This window comes from Stenotrophobium rhamnosiphilum (genome assembly GCF_003052265.1).
Taxonomy (GTDB): Bacteria; Pseudomonadota; Gammaproteobacteria; order Nevskiales; family Nevskiaceae; genus Stenotrophobium; species Stenotrophobium rhamnosiphilum.
This window is the reverse complement of record NZ_QANS01000002.1, coordinates 57298-72755: the sequence shown is the minus strand read 5'-3', so window position 1 is coordinate 72755 and position 15458 is coordinate 57298. Positions and strand designations below refer to the sequence as shown.

The 15458-nt window shown below is 52.2% G+C and carries 13 protein-coding genes and 1 pseudogene; 12 read left to right on the top strand and 2 right to left on the bottom strand.

The window, feature by feature from the left end; translation table 11 throughout:
• The first annotated feature begins 41 nt into the window (after positions 1–41).
• Together CJD38_RS04210 and CJD38_RS04205 are read left to right on the top strand one after the other, a co-directional pair.
• Positions 42–1268, top strand: coding sequence for a TCR/Tet family MFS transporter (locus CJD38_RS04210; RefSeq protein ID WP_107939084.1), 1227 nt, complete (start codon positions 42–44; stop codon positions 1266–1268).
• Positions 1269–1371: 103 nt separating this feature from the next.
• On the top strand, positions 1372–2169 hold the full coding sequence (locus tag CJD38_RS04205) for an alpha/beta fold hydrolase (protein WP_107939689.1): 798 nt from the start codon (positions 1372–1374) through the stop codon (positions 2167–2169).
• Between the two features lie 97 nt (positions 2170–2266).
• Here the strand turns inward: CJD38_RS04205 and CJD38_RS04200 are convergent, their stop codons facing one another.
• Entirely contained in the window at positions 2267–3091 is an 825-nt protein-coding gene (locus CJD38_RS04200; RefSeq protein ID WP_107939688.1) for an SDR family NAD(P)-dependent oxidoreductase, read from the bottom strand.
• 143 nt (positions 3092–3234) lie between these two features.
• On the opposite strand from CJD38_RS04200, the gene CJD38_RS04195 reads away from it, so the two are divergent.
• The 10 genes and pseudogenes from CJD38_RS04195 to CJD38_RS04150 all read left to right on the top strand — a co-directional run bounded on the left by CJD38_RS04195 (position 3235) and on the right by CJD38_RS04150 (position 14054).
• On the top strand, positions 3235–3543 hold the full coding sequence (locus CJD38_RS04195; RefSeq protein WP_107939083.1) for a hypothetical protein: 309 nt from the start codon (positions 3235–3237) through the stop codon (positions 3541–3543).
• Positions 3544–3555: 12 nt separating this feature from the next.
• Positions 3556–3921: pseudogene (locus CJD38_RS04190) on the top strand (carboxymuconolactone decarboxylase family protein); the annotation flags it as partial.
• 172 nt (positions 3922–4093) lie between these two features.
• Positions 4094–4729 carry a TetR/AcrR family transcriptional regulator gene (locus tag CJD38_RS04185; protein ID WP_161554157.1) on the top strand — a complete coding sequence of 212 codons (636 nt, stop codon included), beginning with the start codon at positions 4094–4096 and terminating at the stop codon, positions 4727–4729.
• Positions 4730–4921: 192 nt separating this feature from the next.
• The gene (locus tag CJD38_RS04180) at positions 4922–5734 is read left to right on the top strand and encodes a TauD/TfdA dioxygenase family protein (protein WP_107939080.1); all 813 of its coding nucleotides are present in this window, start codon (positions 4922–4924) and stop codon (positions 5732–5734) included.
• Between the two features lie 50 nt (positions 5735–5784).
• Positions 5785–6525: an SDR family NAD(P)-dependent oxidoreductase gene (locus CJD38_RS04175; protein WP_107939079.1), complete on the top strand. Its 741-nt coding sequence runs from the start codon at positions 5785–5787 to the stop codon at positions 6523–6525.
• A gap of 63 nt (positions 6526–6588) precedes the next feature.
• A complete protein-coding gene (locus tag CJD38_RS04170; RefSeq protein ID WP_107939078.1) occupies positions 6589–8286 on the top strand; it encodes an FAD-binding protein in 1698 nt (565 codons plus the stop codon).
• Between the two features lie 9 nt (positions 8287–8295).
• Positions 8296–9291, top strand: coding sequence for an SRPBCC family protein (locus CJD38_RS04165; protein ID WP_107939077.1), 996 nt, complete (start codon positions 8296–8298; stop codon positions 9289–9291).
• 21 nt (positions 9292–9312) lie between these two features.
• Complete coding sequence (locus tag CJD38_RS04160; protein WP_107939076.1) at positions 9313–9972, top strand: carboxymuconolactone decarboxylase family protein; 660 nt, start codon at positions 9313–9315, stop codon at positions 9970–9972.
• A gap of 36 nt (positions 9973–10008) precedes the next feature.
• Entirely contained in the window at positions 10009–11175 is a 1167-nt protein-coding gene (locus CJD38_RS04155) for an FAS1-like dehydratase domain-containing protein (protein ID WP_107939075.1), read from the top strand.
• 335 nt (positions 11176–11510) lie between these two features.
• A complete protein-coding gene (locus CJD38_RS04150) occupies positions 11511–14054 on the top strand; it encodes a TonB-dependent receptor (RefSeq protein ID WP_161554156.1) in 2544 nt (847 codons plus the stop codon).
• Between the two features lie 90 nt (positions 14055–14144).
• On the opposite strand, the gene CJD38_RS04145 is transcribed toward CJD38_RS04150, so the two are convergent.
• Positions 14145–15338, bottom strand: coding sequence for an AGE family epimerase/isomerase (locus tag CJD38_RS04145; protein WP_436295547.1), 1194 nt, complete (start codon positions 15336–15338; stop codon positions 14145–14147).
• Between the last annotated feature and the right edge of the window lie 120 nt (positions 15339–15458).

Genomic DNA, 15458 nt, shown 5'->3' with positions numbered 1-15458 from the left:
GGCCGCGACCCAGTCCGTCGCCCGTCGAACCCGCATTCCCTATGAGTAATATTTCTGCGGCACCCCGCGCAGCCGTGATCTTTATTTTCATCACGGTCTGCATCGACATCATCTCGTTCGGGATCATCATTCCCGTGCTGCCGCATCTGGTGACCACCTTTGCCGGTGGCGATATTGCCCACGGTGCCCGCGTGTATGGCGTGTTCACCACGGTGTGGGCATTGATGCAGTTCTTCTCCTCGCCGATTCTGGGTGCGCTGTCTGATCGGTTTGGACGTCGTCCAGTGATTCTGTTGTCTTGCGTGGGCATGGGCCTGGATTTCATTTTGATGGCGATGGCCCCCAATCTGGCTTGGTTGTTCGTCGGCCGTATGATCTCTGGCATCACTGCGGCGAACTTCAGCACCGCGAGTGCCTACATTGCTGACGTCACCTCACCTGATAAAAGAGCCGCAGCCTTCGGCATGCTCGGCGTGGCGTTTGGTATCGGGTTTGTGATCGGCCCTGCAATTGGCGGATTACTTGGCTCGATTGATCCTCATCTGCCGTTCTGGGCTGGCGCGGTGCTGGCGCTGATCAACGCTGCTTATGGCTACTTTGTGTTGCCCGAATCGTTGGCACCTGAGCATCGCAGTGCATTTTCCTGGCGCAAGGCCAATCCTCTTGGCGCGCTCAAGTTGCTCCGTGTGCATCCCGAGTTGATGTCGATGGCGAGCATCAACTTTTTGTCGCAACTCGCGCAGTCAGTTTATTCGACGGTGATCGTGCTCTACATGGGCTATCGCTATAGCTGGGATGCGGGTCAGATCGGCATGACGCTAGCCTTGGTTGGCGTCTGCTCGGCGATTGTGCAGGGCGGCCTAACGGGCCCTGTGGTTCGGTACTTCGGTGAGCGACACGCGCTCTTGTTCAGCCTGTTGATTGGTATTGCGGGCTTCGTGATTTTTGGATTGTCATCGACAGGCATTCTGTTTCTGTGCGGTATCCCAGTGATCGCATTGTCGGGCTTCGCAAATCCCGCAGTGCAAAGCCTGATGACACAACGTGTATTGCCGAGCGAGCAGGGGCTTCTTCAGGGTGCCAATGCTGCGCTGATTGGCATCACCGGCATGATTGGACCGATATTGTTCAGCGAGACCTATGCGCGCTTTATTGATCCTGACAACACAGTCCATCTTCCCGGCGCACCATTTCTGTTGGCGGCAGTGCTGATGACGGTGGCTGCGTTCATCGCTTGGAGAGCAGTACGCGTCAATTCTGCAAGGTGAATCATGGGCGCTGCGCTTTTTCCTAGAGTGCCCAAGGAATTTCATGCTGGTTAGTCGCTTAGGGTGAGCCCTATCAATGCCGCCGCATGAGAAAATGACGGCCATGAACGTTAACACTGTCAGTACCCAGGAAATCTGGATCGATACGCCCCGTGGGCGCCTTTACGCAAAGCATTGGGAGCCTGCTGAAATTGATGGCCGTAACCTTGCGCCGATCGTTCTATTTCACGACTCACTCGGTAGCGTCGAGCTGTGGCGCGATTTTCCTGAACGTCTTGCCGCAAGCATAAATCGCACCGTGATTGCCTACGACCGTCTCGGCTTCGGAAAGTCTGATGCGTATCATGGAAAGCTAGCGCTAACGTTTATCACCGACGAAGCAGAAGTTGGCTTCAAGGCAGTGCGCGAACAACTTGGTTTCGACACCTTCATTGCCGTTGGCCACAGCGTTGGCGGTTGCATGTCTGTCGGTGTCGCCGCACGCTATCCGGCTTGCCTTGGAGTGATCACTGAATCCGCGCAGTGCTTTATCGAAGACCGCACGCGCGCTGGCATCCTCGAAGCGCGTGACAACTTCGCAAAGCCCGGTCAGGTCGATCGCCTCAAGCGTTACCACGGCGACAAAGCGCAGTGGGTACTCGATGCGTGGATCAAAACGTGGCTTTCGCCCGAGTTCTCAGACTGGAATTTGTACGCTGAACTTGAGCGCGTGCGTTGCCCATTGCTAGCACTGCACGGAGAAAATGACGAGTACGGTTCACTCGTTCAGCCGCAGCGAATGGCCGAGCGCGCAAGCGGATCTTCCAGTCACGAAATTTTCCCGGGCTGCGCACATCTGCCGCACCGCGAAAATCCCGAGATTGTTCTAGCGTCGATCTCCAAATGGATCAGCACGATCTAGCTAAGAGTGTAGGGCGGGAGCATCCCGCCTTCCGCGAATGAGGTTCATCGCTGCACTCTAAAGGCGGGATGCTCCCGCCCTACGTACCGCAGATTATTTATTGCGCTATATCCTTACCCATGATTTTCTCGCTGGCCTTGGCCATAAGACCGACCACAAAATTGCGAGAAAATGGATAGAGAAATCTCAGGCCCACGCGCATCATTTTATTGGCTAAGCGAATCGGCCCTTTTTCAAGGTGAGCAAGGGCGTCATCAACCACATACTGCGGAGTTTCGGCGCCTTTGACGGGCTCGTCAGTACTTTTGGAAAGGCCACGCTCGTAGCGTAACTTTCGAAGAGATGGCGTATCGGTCTCTCCGAGAATCAATCCAAGAACGTTTACGCCCTTGGGCTTGAGTTCGCACCACAGTGCTTCGGCAAAAACCATGTCGAAAGCTTTGGTCGCAGCATAAGCAACCATGTTCTGGGTTCCAGAAAATCCAGCGCCAGATCCCAGAATCACTGTAGCTCCTCGACCACGCGTCGCCATCGGTCCACAAAGGTGATGGCTAAGCTGCATGAGGACATTGCAGTTTCGATGCAGCATCGACTCCGCAACTTCCAACGGCGAAGACAAGAAGGGTTTGAAATTCGAATCTGCACCAGCGCAGTAAACGAAGAAGCCAATTTCAAGATCGTTCACCTCAGCCATCAAGCGCGCTGCAGCGTCCGTGGTTGCGAGGTCCATCGCGATGACGCGAGTCTGCACTTTGTATTGGCGTTCGATCGAACTGGAGACGTCATTGAGCGTCTCTCTGCGTCGCGCCAGTAGCACAACGTTCAATCCACGGCTGGCCAGTGTCTCGGCAAACGCACGACCTACACCGTCAGAGGCTCCGGCAACAATTGCCCAAGGTCCGTATTGCTCAGCAAAGGATATTTGCGGCACTTTATTTCTCAAGTATTAGAGATTCATTATCGTACAAGTAATCGAGAATGTTGATCTCAAGAGGCTGCGCGTAGGGTCAATTACTGAGTCAGTCTCAGCACAATTTGCAGTTTCTCATGCGCTAATGTGCAGTAGTGAACTCCAAAAATACTGAACAGATGAAAGATCAATCGCCCGAGCCACGCATTCTCCCGTTGAAGGTAGACGAACTCAGCGACGACCTCATCGCAATCATCGTCCGAATGATCACCGTCAATCGTGCGGTTGATTCGCGTGAGCAAGATGTCTTGACTGATCTTGTTCCAGATTCAGGCGCTACAACTTTGTCGCCCGCTGATAAGTCTGAGTTATTGGCTAATCTGCCAGAGATCGTGCGAACGATGTTGCGTCACCCAGATCTGTTTGCGCGACAGGTGGACCTCGGCGTCCAACTTCTCGCTTAGGGTCGTTTAGCTCCTCGCGACCGTGAACTGGCGATCCTTCGCATGGGGTGGCTATGCCAAGCCCCGTATCAGTGGGGCGAGCATGTTCTTGTCGCCAAGAAAGTGGGTGTCACAAGTATTGAAATTGAGCGCATCACGCTTGGCCACGAAGCGTCAGGCTGGAGTGAACTCGATAAGGCAATCCTAAAAGCCACCGACGAGCTTTATAAGAATGCAATGATCTCCGATGCCACTTGGACCGTGCTCGCAAAGTATCTCGACGATCAACAGCTCATTGAACTGCCAATCGTCGTCGGGCAATACCAGACAGTGGCCTACTATCAGAATTCACTGCGGCTTCGTTTGCATGATGGCAATTCAGGATTGAACGCGCGTTAGAGTTTGAGGTAGATACAGCTATATGCAACGGCGATATATGCTTTGGGTGCCCGCGTCTGAGACTGGAAGAACTAGCGTTTCCGCACTGCCTTGGAAAAGGCAAGTACAATTCTGAAAACGCTACGGTGAAATTATGCCCACAGCTTCATCCAAGAAATCCGTCAAAAAGGCAGTGCTACCTAAGGCGCGGCGCCCCCTTGGTCGGCCTAAGCTTGAAGACGTGGCGACTATCGACAGCAAACTTTTATCCGTAGCACTGAAAGAATTCATTGCACATGGATATGGTGCTTCGTCGCTAAATCAAATCGTAAAAGCAGCAGGCGTATCTAAAACCACGCTTTACTCTCGTTTCTCTTCGAAGGAGCATTTGTTCAGAGAGATCATGCGAGAGGAGATTAAGCGACTCGATGCGGCCACTATTTTGAAGCCGCGTGGCAATCTCCCAGAGCTCAAAGAAGGGCTCAAGGCCTACGCTAATCACATGCTGGAACTGAATCTGCAAGGTGATCTGCTTGCGGTCAATCGCTTGATTTCGAGTGAGTCTCATCGCTTTCCAGAGTTGGCTGCGGCTGCGGCTGAGCGAGCAGAACTTGGCATTAAGCGTATTTCGAATTTCATACAGGAATGCGCATTGGTCGATGGTATTCCCTGCAAGGATTCTGCCTCTGTAGCGGAGGTTTTTATTTTTATGCTCCGTGGATGGCATGCGAACGAAATGACCATCAATCAAAAGGTCTCGGCGTCTCGACGAGAAAAATGGGTCTCGCGCTCAGTGAACACACTGCTTGCCGCGCGTGCTGATTGGTAGCGAGCTAGTTACCTCAATCTGATCAAAACTAATCTCTGTTGACCCTCAGGAAGCATCCTGCGGGATATCTGCATTTGACGTTTAATAGGTCTGGTCGGTACTATTAATTAAATAGATCCAGTCAGTACTATTAAGTGGCATTTCAACCCTATTGAAATGCGCTCCTGACAACAGTTGATGGAGAGACGCGAAATGGCGTTTGAGGCCGTAAATCTGAAAGATCACATCGGAACGGAAATTCGTACCGATAAAAAAAGCCTGTTGACCCCCGAGATCGCGCAGAAAGTACGTCAGCTGCTGATCCAGCGTGGTGTCTTGGTCTTCAAAGAGCTGCAATTGAGTGATGAAGAACAACTCCAGTTGAGTCGTTTGATGGGCACTTTGCGAGAGGAAGGCGAGAAAGGAATCTTTAAGGTAACGCTCGATCGAACGGCCAATGCGCGCGCGGACTATCTAAAGGGATCGTTCCTGTGGCACATCGATGGCACGCACGATACCGTACCTGTCTTTGCCTCTTTGCTTAGCGCACGCAAACTTTCCGCGACTGGCGGTCAGACCGAGTTTGCCAACTCTTACATTGCATACGACGAGTTGTCAGAAGCAATGAAGAAGAAAATTGCCGGACTGCGGGTTCTTCATAGTGTGGAAGTGTCAATGCTACGCGCTGACATCGAGCCAACCCCCAGCAATCTTGCTGACTGGCGACGCCTTCCCGATAAAACACACAACCTCGTATGGACTCATAAGTCAGGCCGAAAATCACTGGTGATCGGCTGCCATGCGGCAAGCGTGGAGGGCATGGAGCAAGCAGAAGGCGAACAGCTTATAGCGGAGCTGCTTGCCTGGACGACCCAACCCAAATTCATGTACCGACACGAGTGGTCTCCCGGCGACATGCTGATCTGGGACAACACGGGCGTTTTACATCGAGCAGAGCCTTATCCCTTGGACAGCGGGCGAATGATGCATCGAACAACCTTGATGGGCGAAGAAGGTTTCGCTTAAGCAATTTGTAAATGCTGCCGTAGAGCAGCCGAATTAAACGGGGAGAATTTATGTCGCTGCAAGGAAAGGTCGCAGTCGTCACAGGAGGAGCGAGAGGCATTGGTCGCGCTATTAGCAAGCGTCTTGCGCGTGACGGTGCCGCTGTATCGGTGTGGGATCTGCGCGCTGATGGCTTGAATGAAACCGTAGAAGAAATTCGCAATGCTGGCGGTAAGGCATTGGCCTGCATCGGCGATGCCGCAAACGCTGGCGAAGTTGCACGCTGCGCCTCAGAGACGCGTCAGGCTTTTGGCTCGATCCACATCCTCGTTAACAACGCAGGAATTGTCGGCTTTGATCGCTTCATGACAATCACTGAAGAAATGTGGGACCGGATGATGCTGGTCAATATGAAAGGTCCTTTCCTCTGCACCAAGGAAATCATTCCCGACATGCTTGCAGCGAAGTGGGGACGGATCGTCAACATTTCATCTTCATCCGCACAAACCGGTGCGGCATCGATGTCGCATTACGTCGCATCAAAAGGTGGTTTGATTGGACTCACCAAGGGATTAGCCATCGAGTTCGCGTCGACGGGCATCACCGTTAACAACGTACCTCCAGGTTTCGTTGACACGCCAATGCTGCGGGAATCGCCAGTCAACATTGAAGCTCATGCACTGACCACACCGATGAAGCGATCGGGTTGTCCCGAAGATATTGCGGCTGCGGTCGCTTATCTCGCCAGTGAAGATGCCAACTACGTTACCGGGCAAACGCTCAGTGTGAATGGTGGACGTTTCTTGTCCTAAGTCGTCAAACATAACAACGAGAAATTGGGCGCGAACGCGCTGGGTATCTCAGAGGGAAGCAGCATGATTCGGAATATTTCACCCAAGTGGGACATTGAAGCAGACGTTGTCTCCATTGGCTCTGGCGGCGGTGGTCTCGCTGCTGCGATTACTGCACACGATCACGGAGCGAGCGCACTAGTGCTGGAACGCTCCGATCAAGTTGGCGGTGTCACCGCCTATTCAATGGGCGAAGTATGGATTCCAGGAAATCATCTGGCTGAATCAGCTGGAATTAAAGATTCACCTGAGAGCGGCTATCGCTACGTCAAGAGTTTGTCTCTGGACTACGGCGATGATTTGGCCATTCTGAATCAGGCCGTGCATGGACCCGTTGCGCTCAAGTACTTCGAAGATCGTATCGGTCTAAAGATGTGTTTGATACGCGATCTTCCTGATTACTACTTTCCACAGAATGCTGACGGTCTCGCAGAAGGCCGCTATCTCGAAGTGCTTCCTTTTCAGGCGCAGAGTTTGGGTGACTGGCAAACCAAAACACGTGTGTCACCACATGTGCCTTATGGATTCACGCACGAAGACATCTTCGACGGTGGAGGCATGGCGAACATGCTGAGTTGGGATTACAACGTAATGGCTGAGCGTCTCGCGAAAGACGAGCGCTGCGCTGGCCCTGGTCTCGCTGCGTCATTCGTCAAAGGCGTGCTTGATCGCAATATACCGATGCACACCGGCGTCGATGTGCAGGAACTCATTGTCGACGGTGCACGCGTAGTCGGTGTTCGTGCAGTTAAAGATGGCAAAGATTTCTATGTGAAAGCGAATCGCGGTGTTGTCATTGCCGTCAGCAGCTATGAAAGAAATCCGAATTACACCAAAACACTGAGTCATCAACTCAACCCGGTTTCAATGGTGATGCCTAGCGTCGATGGCTCCCATTTGCGACTAGCCGGTCCGGTCGGCGCGCGTGTTGCTAGCGTTCCCGACGTCACAATGCTGGGTTTCCGTATTCCTGGTGAAGAGCAAGAAGAAGGCGTTCCACTTTGGCGTGGCGCGCTTCCGTTCCTTGGGCTTCCGCACACAATTGTTGTCAATCGCGCGGGCAAGCGTTTTTCCAACGAAGCGTTCTATCGTTCGGTGTATTTCGCATTGGATGTACTCGATGGCGGCACGCAGACACATCCAAACTTTCCGTGCTGGGCAGTCTTCGACAGTCAGGCACGTGCCAAATATCCGTTTGGTTCACTCATGCCTGGCCAAGAATTCCCTGAAGGATTTGGGGTTGTCGCAGAGTCGATTGACGAACTCGCTAGAAAGACCGGCGTCGATCAACAAGCACTCTTAGAGACGATATCTAAGTTCAATGGATACTGCGAAAGTGGGGTGGATCCTGAGTTCAAGCGCGGCACGCACCCATGGGGTGCTTTCATGTGTGGTGATTCGAGTCAAAAGCCGAATCCGAATATGGGCGCTTTGCTAAAGCCACCGTTCTACGCTGTTGAGTTGAAGCGGATGGCAGGCGGTGGAATTTCATCAGCAGGTTTACTCGCAGATGAACATTGCCGAGTGATGGGCTGGGACAACAAGCCTATCGAAGGCCTCTATGCCGCAGGTAATTCTCTGGCTCGCATGGATAACGGTGCTTTAATGCAGAGCGGCATTACCAATGCGCGTGGCATGACTCACGGCTACCTCGCGGGACGACACGCTGCCAACCATCCTAGCGATCTTCTTCAAAAAGAAGTCGCCCGACTGGGATTGTGAGTCGACACCATGATTGAAACCGAACAGTCGATTTTGATTGAAGCACCGATAGAGAGCGTCTGGGACTACGTCCAAGACATTCGCAAATGGGCCAATCTTTTTCCTGGATGCAGAGATTGCAAGGTGATTGACGAGCATGACTCGCGATGGGTGATCAAGGTTGGGGCAGGTGGCCTAGTTCGTACCGTTAACGTGTCAGTGCACGTCGAGAAGTGGGACGGACCCGAGCGCGTTAACTTCACCTACAAGCTTGACGGTGAGCCCGTTGAAGGCAGTGGCTCATACATCGCAAAACAAATAAGTGCTGGGCAAACAGAAATTACGCTGAAAGTGAGCGTTTCCGGGCGCGGCCCGATGGCTCCTATGTGGGAGGCAGTCAGCAGGCCCTTGTTGCCACAACTCGCGAAATCATTCGCAGGTCAGCTGAAATCAGAGATCGAACAGGCCGCTGGCATTGCGCGAGAGACGACTCATGCACCGTCCATGCTTTCGGTAATTGCAGCTTGGCCGCTAAAACTTTGGCAACTGCTGTTTGGCGTGCAGAAATCATCGTCCACTCCTTCAACTGAAGAGATATCCATGAGCGAGCAGAATAAAAAAGTTGTGTTGACGTTCATCAACGCCATGAGTGCCGGTGACTCCGCAGCGTCTGCGCCTTGTCTAGATAAAGAAGCTTTCACGCTGGCCAAGGGCTTTGGCAAGTTCGCAGGCACCCGTCACTACAACGATATCGTCGGCATGATTGGCGCGCTCAAGATACTGGTGCCGACTGGATTGCGCCCAACCATCCATTCGATCACTGCAGATGGAGACCGTGTAGTCGTTGAGTTCGAGGGCAATGGTGTTACGTCTGAGGGAACTGCTTACTGTAATCAATATTGCATGGTGTTCACCATGCGCAACGGTTTGATTCGTCAGGTTAACGAATATTTCTGCACCATTCTTGCCGACCAAGTGCTATGGCCGATGGTTGAAAGAATGCAGTCTTCGGCAGCGAAAACTTAATAACGCTTTCGACTATTCGTCATGAACGACACTGAACGTATCAAGCATATTCCTCCAGATGATTGGAGCGAGGAGATCATCGCAGCGCTTGGTGCATTCCCCGCTGGATTGAACTTTATTCTTCGATCTCGCCTAGAAGGTGAAAAGAACCCTCGTGGAGAAAATGTTCTCGGCGCATTTGCTCGGCATCCTGCTCTGGCCAAAGCGTTCTTAACTTTTAATGCTCACGTTGCCGTCAATAGCTCTCTGTCTATTCGAGTCCGCGAGCTTGTCATTCTGCGAGTTAGTTGGCTGAACTGTTCCGAGTATGAGTACACCCAGCACTTGATCCTCGCGCGTCGTGCGGGACTGACCGATCAGGACATTGAACTAACACAGGTTGCTAGATCTGCTGACGGCGTATCGCATCAGGATGGTCTCGTGCTCCGCGCTGTCGATGAGCTGTATTTCGATACGCGTATCAGCGACAAAACATGGCCTTTGTTACAGCAGCATTTTGATGTTCAACAACTAATGGATTTTCTGTTTCTCGCCGGCTGTTACACCACCTTGGCGATGGTTCTTAACAGTATGGGTCTGCCGCTTGAGTCCGGCGTAACTCCGCTTGATCCAGAAACACGCGAACGTCTCTACGTTAAACGCAATTGGATCTCTGCAGGTCCTGAATGGAACAGTCTTTAATCAACCCGGCAACTTTAATATTTATTGAGATCATTCATGACTGACAAAATTCTAGATTGCTCCGATCTCGACCGGCATATGGGAAAAGCCATTTGCCCATCTCGTCCACGCGATCCGATTGCGAAGATGGATATCCGGCGTTGGGCGCAAGCGATGCGATATCCAAACCGCCTGCATTACGACGACGGTTTCGCTAACGAAAGTCGCTTCGGTCGCCTTATTGCTCCGCAATCTTTTGCGGTGGCTTGCGATGATGGTCACGGTGCTGCGCCTGCCTGCGTTGGAAAAATCCCGGAATCGCACCTGATCTTTGGTGGCGACGAGTGGTGGTTTTACGGCCCTAGAATCTATGACGGCGACTGGATCCATGACGAGCGCGTTCCCTTTGATTATGTCGTTAAGGAAACCAAGTTTGGTGGGCCAACTTGTTTTCAGCGTGGCGACAATAATTACTACAACCAGAATGGCGACTTCATCGCCAAGCAACGCTCGACCAGCATTCGCTACCGAGCAGATATTGCCCGCGAAGCGGGTGCACTGACAGGCACCGAAGATCCGGAGTGGACGGAAAGCCAGATCGTAGAACTTGAAGCCCGTAAGTTTGAATACATCAAGTCGATGCACGAACTCGGGCATGGCAAGCGTTATTGGGACAACGTCAATATTGGCGACACGCTTCCGACTCGCGTCATCGGCCCACATAGCATTGCCAGCTTCACCACAGAATGGCGCGCGTATTTATTCAATATCTGGTGCGGCGTTGTGCGTCGTACCGACCTCGACATTGAAGCACTTGGGTTCACCGGCCCGATGGCGGGCAAAGAGCAGGATCCTGTTCTTGAACTTGAGAATCCTGAACTCACTGATGGGGCTTATATCGGTCCTTCACGCGGCCACCTTTTCCCGCAATGGGCGCGTTACATCGGCATGCCACGCGGCTATGGCTATGGCGCATCGATGGGCGCGTGGATTCTCGACTACCTATCTGGCTGGGCAGGTGAGTGGGGCATGGTTCTGCATTCCAACGCTGCTTATCGCGGACCTGCATTCACTGGCGACATCACGATCATGACGGCTACCGTGATCGACAAAAAAATTGATGAAAAGGGAAATCCATTTGTGCAGGTCGATTTCAAAATGAGCAATCAACTCGGCGCTGTGATGGCCACGGCAAAGGCCGAGATTCAGTTGCCAAAGCGCTAATCATCACGCCTGAAGCATCGCGTCTATCCGCTGTAGGAAGACAGCGATGAGCACGCAAGATAAAGAGATGTAGTGACTGTTTGGAGAGGCGGAATACAACAACTGCTCTGGCTATCGGAAACGAGGCGAAGAGTAGTGATAACTAAAAAGCGCTCCGTAATGAGCGCTAGGGGAGCGACATGAAACTTGTCAGATTCGTTGCGGTAATGGCGACGGTAGGATGCTTGATTCAGACGGCCACAATATTTGCGCAAACAGCTGAGCAATCCGCAGCTTCGCAAACTCCGTCAGCCGATACTCCCTCAGATCAATCCTTAAGCACAAATAAGGATACTGTGACTCAGGTCGACGAACTCGCATCAATTCTTGGTTCTGTTGATGCAAGTAGTCCTGCTATTGATACGGCTGCGCCTCCTGCCGCTCTGAAGCCCACACAATCTCCATCGGTAAATTTTGTCCCTGAGAAAGAAAATCCTGACTCAACAACAATTGCAAAGCCACGCGCCAAGTCAATGCTGGAGGAAATTGTTGTAACAGCCCAGCGTCGTGAGCAAAGCTTGCAAGACGTGCCGATGTCGATCACGGTTCTCGATGCCAAACAGATTGCGAACGCAAACATCACTAACGCCTCGGATCTCGCGGCCTATACGCCGTCGATGTCCACTAACCAGCGTTTCGGCGCAGATAACGCAACATTTTCGATTCGCGGCTTCACTCAAGAATTGCGTACAACGTCATCAGTTGCGACATACATGGCTGAAGTTGTAGCGCCACGCGGACAGAGCTCGCAACCATCTGGCGATGGTGCTGGCCCAGGCTCTTTGTTTGATCTCGCGAACGTTCAAGTGTTGAAAGGCCCACAGGGCACACTCTTTGGCCGCAACACGACGGGTGGTGCGGTATTGCTGACACCAAATAAACCGAAAGACGAATTTGAGGGCTACGTCGAGGTTTCAGGAAGTGAGCGAAACGGTATGCGCACGCAAGGTGCAGTCAGTCTGCCTGTGTCCGAAACACTCAAGTTTCGTATCGCGATCGACAAGAACAAGCGCGATGGTTATATCAATAACGTCACTAAAATTGGTACTGACAAGCTTGCGAGTGTTGATTACACATCGGTAAGACTTAGTTCCGTTTGGGATATCGCAGACGAGGTCAATAATTACACGGTTGCTTCCTACATTAACTCCAATAGCACAGGGAGTAGTGGTCAGCTGTTCGCCTGCAATCCGAATACTGTCGGCGTAAAATTATTTCTATTGTTCTCTGGACTTCTACAAGCTCAACCCTGTCAGGCTCAGCTAAATCGCCAAGCGGCCGCTGGCAAGAAAGGTTTTTATGACAATGTCAGTACGATTCCTGATCCCATGACGGCGATCAAAGAGAAGCGCCTGATCAACACGTTGACTTGGAATCTCACTGAAGACATTACGCTCAAAAACATACTGGCCTACGCGCATCTCAATACCAAAAACGGCACCGATATTTTTGGCACTCAATTCACATACAGCCTCGCCGGTTTGCCGCTTGATCCCGATTCAAATCGCGAGTTCAAGACAGGCGTCTCAGTACTCAACCCCACTGAGCCGGTCACCAGTCAGGCTAGCTATGTTGGCGAACTCCAATTGCAAGGCCAGTCTTTTGATGATGCACTGCAATGGCAAGGCGGCGTGTACTACGAAACTAGTCGGCCTGATGGCTACTCCGGCAATAACTCAGCCGGTTTAGTCTCCTGCAATATGGCGAGCCTCTTGGGTGATGGTGTTATCAAGAAGTTTGACTGTTATGACCCGCTGGAAGGCGTGGTGGGCGGCGTGCTGGTGCAGCACTACAAAACTACTTATCTCAATCGTGCTGTTTATTCACAGGCGACTTGGCATATCAACGAGCAGTTCAGCGTCACCGGCGGCCTACGATACACCTGGGACCGTACCGAGGGTTATGGCATCAAAACGCGCTACGGTTGGGCTTTCGGCTTTGCTCAGGCTCCAACCACTCAGATCACCACGCCGAAAGCCGTCAGTAAGGCTCCCACCGGCTTGCTTGAAGTTGACTACAAGCCATTTGATGGAACCATGGTGTATGGGAAGTATGTGCGTGGATACCGCCAGGGAAGTGTCATCCTTGCATCTGATCCGGGCATTGATACGTTCAAGCCCGAGAAGGTCGATACCTATGAAATCGGCCTGAAGACGGAATTCGATTGGATGATCCCCGGGCGTATCAATCTTGCGGCGTTCACCAACGATTTCAGTAACCAGCAACTGCAATTGGGTTATGTATCGCCAACTTCGCTGCAGACAACAACGATCGTTAACGCTGGTAAATCGCGCATTAGGGGAGTTGAGGGCGATGCTTACTTCCAAATACTTGAAAGTTTGACCTTAGGCTTTTCATTCTCATTGCTCGATACAAAGTTGTTGAAGCAAGAAGATCAAACTGCCCGTGTGGGTGCGGCAGGTGGGCCAATTGCACAAATCTCAGTAGTGCCCATCGCTGACGTCGGTGACGAACTGCCGTACGCACCCAAACAAACCTATGTCACGAATCTCACATGGCGCCTGCCGGTTCCCGAAAAGTTAGGCAATGTAGATTTCGGCGCTACCTATTCGGCTATTGGTCAGCAACGCTCGGCCGCCTCTAGTTCTGGCCCCTTCGGACTGCTGGATTCATTCAATCTGCTGAACCTCAATCTCGCATGGAACAATATTTTTAATACGTCGCTAGACGTCGTCGTTTTTGGCACCAATGTACTCGGCGAGAAATACACGACCTACACCAGCGGTACCTATAACTTGCTCGGATTTGAAACGCGCTCAGTGGGTTCGCCTCGTCTAATCGGCGCGCGCTTGCGTTGCAACTTCGGAAACGTAGATTGATAGCGCATAGGGCGGGAGTATCGCGCCATTGGGTTTAGCAATGAACCGGCAAACGCGAATGGCGGGATGCTCCCGCCCTACGTATCGCGATTATTCAACGACGTTCAAAACCTCATAGCACGCGCCCATCGTGTGATAGTCGGTTTTTCCGGCTGGGCTCTTCTCGTCGTCGTACTTGCTGTTGTCGGGCTTGAGGATACGGAACCAAGCGCCATATTCGTGATCGACGAAATGCTTCCAGCTGTAATCCCACAAGCGGTCGTACCACTGCCAGTATTCGTCCTTGCCAGTTTTGTCTGCTAGCAAGGCGGCAGTCGCGAGTGCTTCAGCTTGGACCCAGAAGTATTTGTCTTCGTCGTAGAACTTTCCTTCGCGATCGAAGCCGTAAACCAGTCCACCGAATTGCTCATCCCATGAAAGCGGAACAGAGCGATTAAACAATTCTGTTGCGCGTTTCACATGCCACGCAGCAGGCTGATGACGATCAAGAATCAACAACAGCTTGGCCCACTCAACTTGATGGCCGGGTTGATAACCCCAAGGTCTGAAGATGTTGCTGCGATCGCCCTTGTTGTATTCCCAGTCTGGACTCCACGACGCATCGTAGTGTTCCCATACGAGGCCATCGGCTTTTGTGGCCTGTCGATTGACCATGGTGTCGGCGAGTAGCGCTGCACGGTCCAGATAGCGTTTGTTATGCGTTGCTTCGAAAGCCGCCAGCATGGCTTCGCAGGTGTGCATGTTGGCGTTCTGGCCGCGGTAGGGAGAGACGATCCAGTCTGCAGTCGCTTCATCAGCGTAGAGGCTAAACGCGGATTCCCAGAAACGCTTTTCCATCAAGTCCCAAGTTTCTTCCATGTAAGCCTTTGCTTCTGGAATACCTGCTTCAAAAGCTTTGGAGTACGCGAGCAACACGAACGCCAGACCGTAGCAGTGATTAGTGACATCGTCAGGCTGTCCGTTCTGTAAGGTCCAGGCATAGCCACCGGTCTCTGCGTTGCGATGTTTCTCGCGCAAGAACTTCAAGCCGTGGCGCACCGCATCCTGATATTCGGGATTGCCGAAGCGTTGAAACGCCATCGAATAGTTAAAGATGAATCGCGTGCTGCTCACCAGATGACGTGAGTCCAGCTGGTACTTGGAACCGTCATCCTTGTAGTAGTGATAGAACCCGCCGCGCTCATCAATGCAGTTTGGATGGTAGAAGGCCATCGTGTGCTTGATGTGGTCGAGGAGAAAACTTGCAGAGCGGAAGTCAGGCCTTTCGTTCAACGGACGTTCCAGATTGGGAGGGGCTTTCGGGGGCGTTTGAATGCAAAAAAGTCATTGTGTCGCAGCTCAGTGTTCGGTGCTGTCAAATCAGTGACTCACGCCTAGAGCATTCACAGAGTATGCACTGTCACG

Coding starts and splice junctions, on each gene's coding strand:
- CJD38_RS04210 (WP_107939084.1), top strand. CDS start 42: ATGAGTAATATTTCTGCGGCACCCCGCGCAGCCGTGATCTTTATTTTC.
- CJD38_RS04205 (WP_107939689.1), top strand. CDS start 1,372: ATGAACGTTAACACTGTCAGTACCCAGGAAATCTGGATCGATACGCCC.
- CJD38_RS04180 (WP_107939080.1), top strand. CDS start 4,922: ATGGCGTTTGAGGCCGTAAATCTGAAAGATCACATCGGAACGGAAATT.
- CJD38_RS04175 (WP_107939079.1), top strand. CDS start 5,785: ATGTCGCTGCAAGGAAAGGTCGCAGTCGTCACAGGAGGAGCGAGAGGC.
- CJD38_RS04170 (WP_107939078.1), top strand. CDS start 6,589: ATGATTCGGAATATTTCACCCAAGTGGGACATTGAAGCAGACGTTGTC.
- CJD38_RS04165 (WP_107939077.1), top strand. CDS start 8,296: ATGATTGAAACCGAACAGTCGATTTTGATTGAAGCACCGATAGAGAGC.
- CJD38_RS04160 (WP_107939076.1), top strand. CDS start 9,313: ATGAACGACACTGAACGTATCAAGCATATTCCTCCAGATGATTGGAGC.
- CJD38_RS04155 (WP_107939075.1), top strand. CDS start 10,009: ATGACTGACAAAATTCTAGATTGCTCCGATCTCGACCGGCATATGGGA.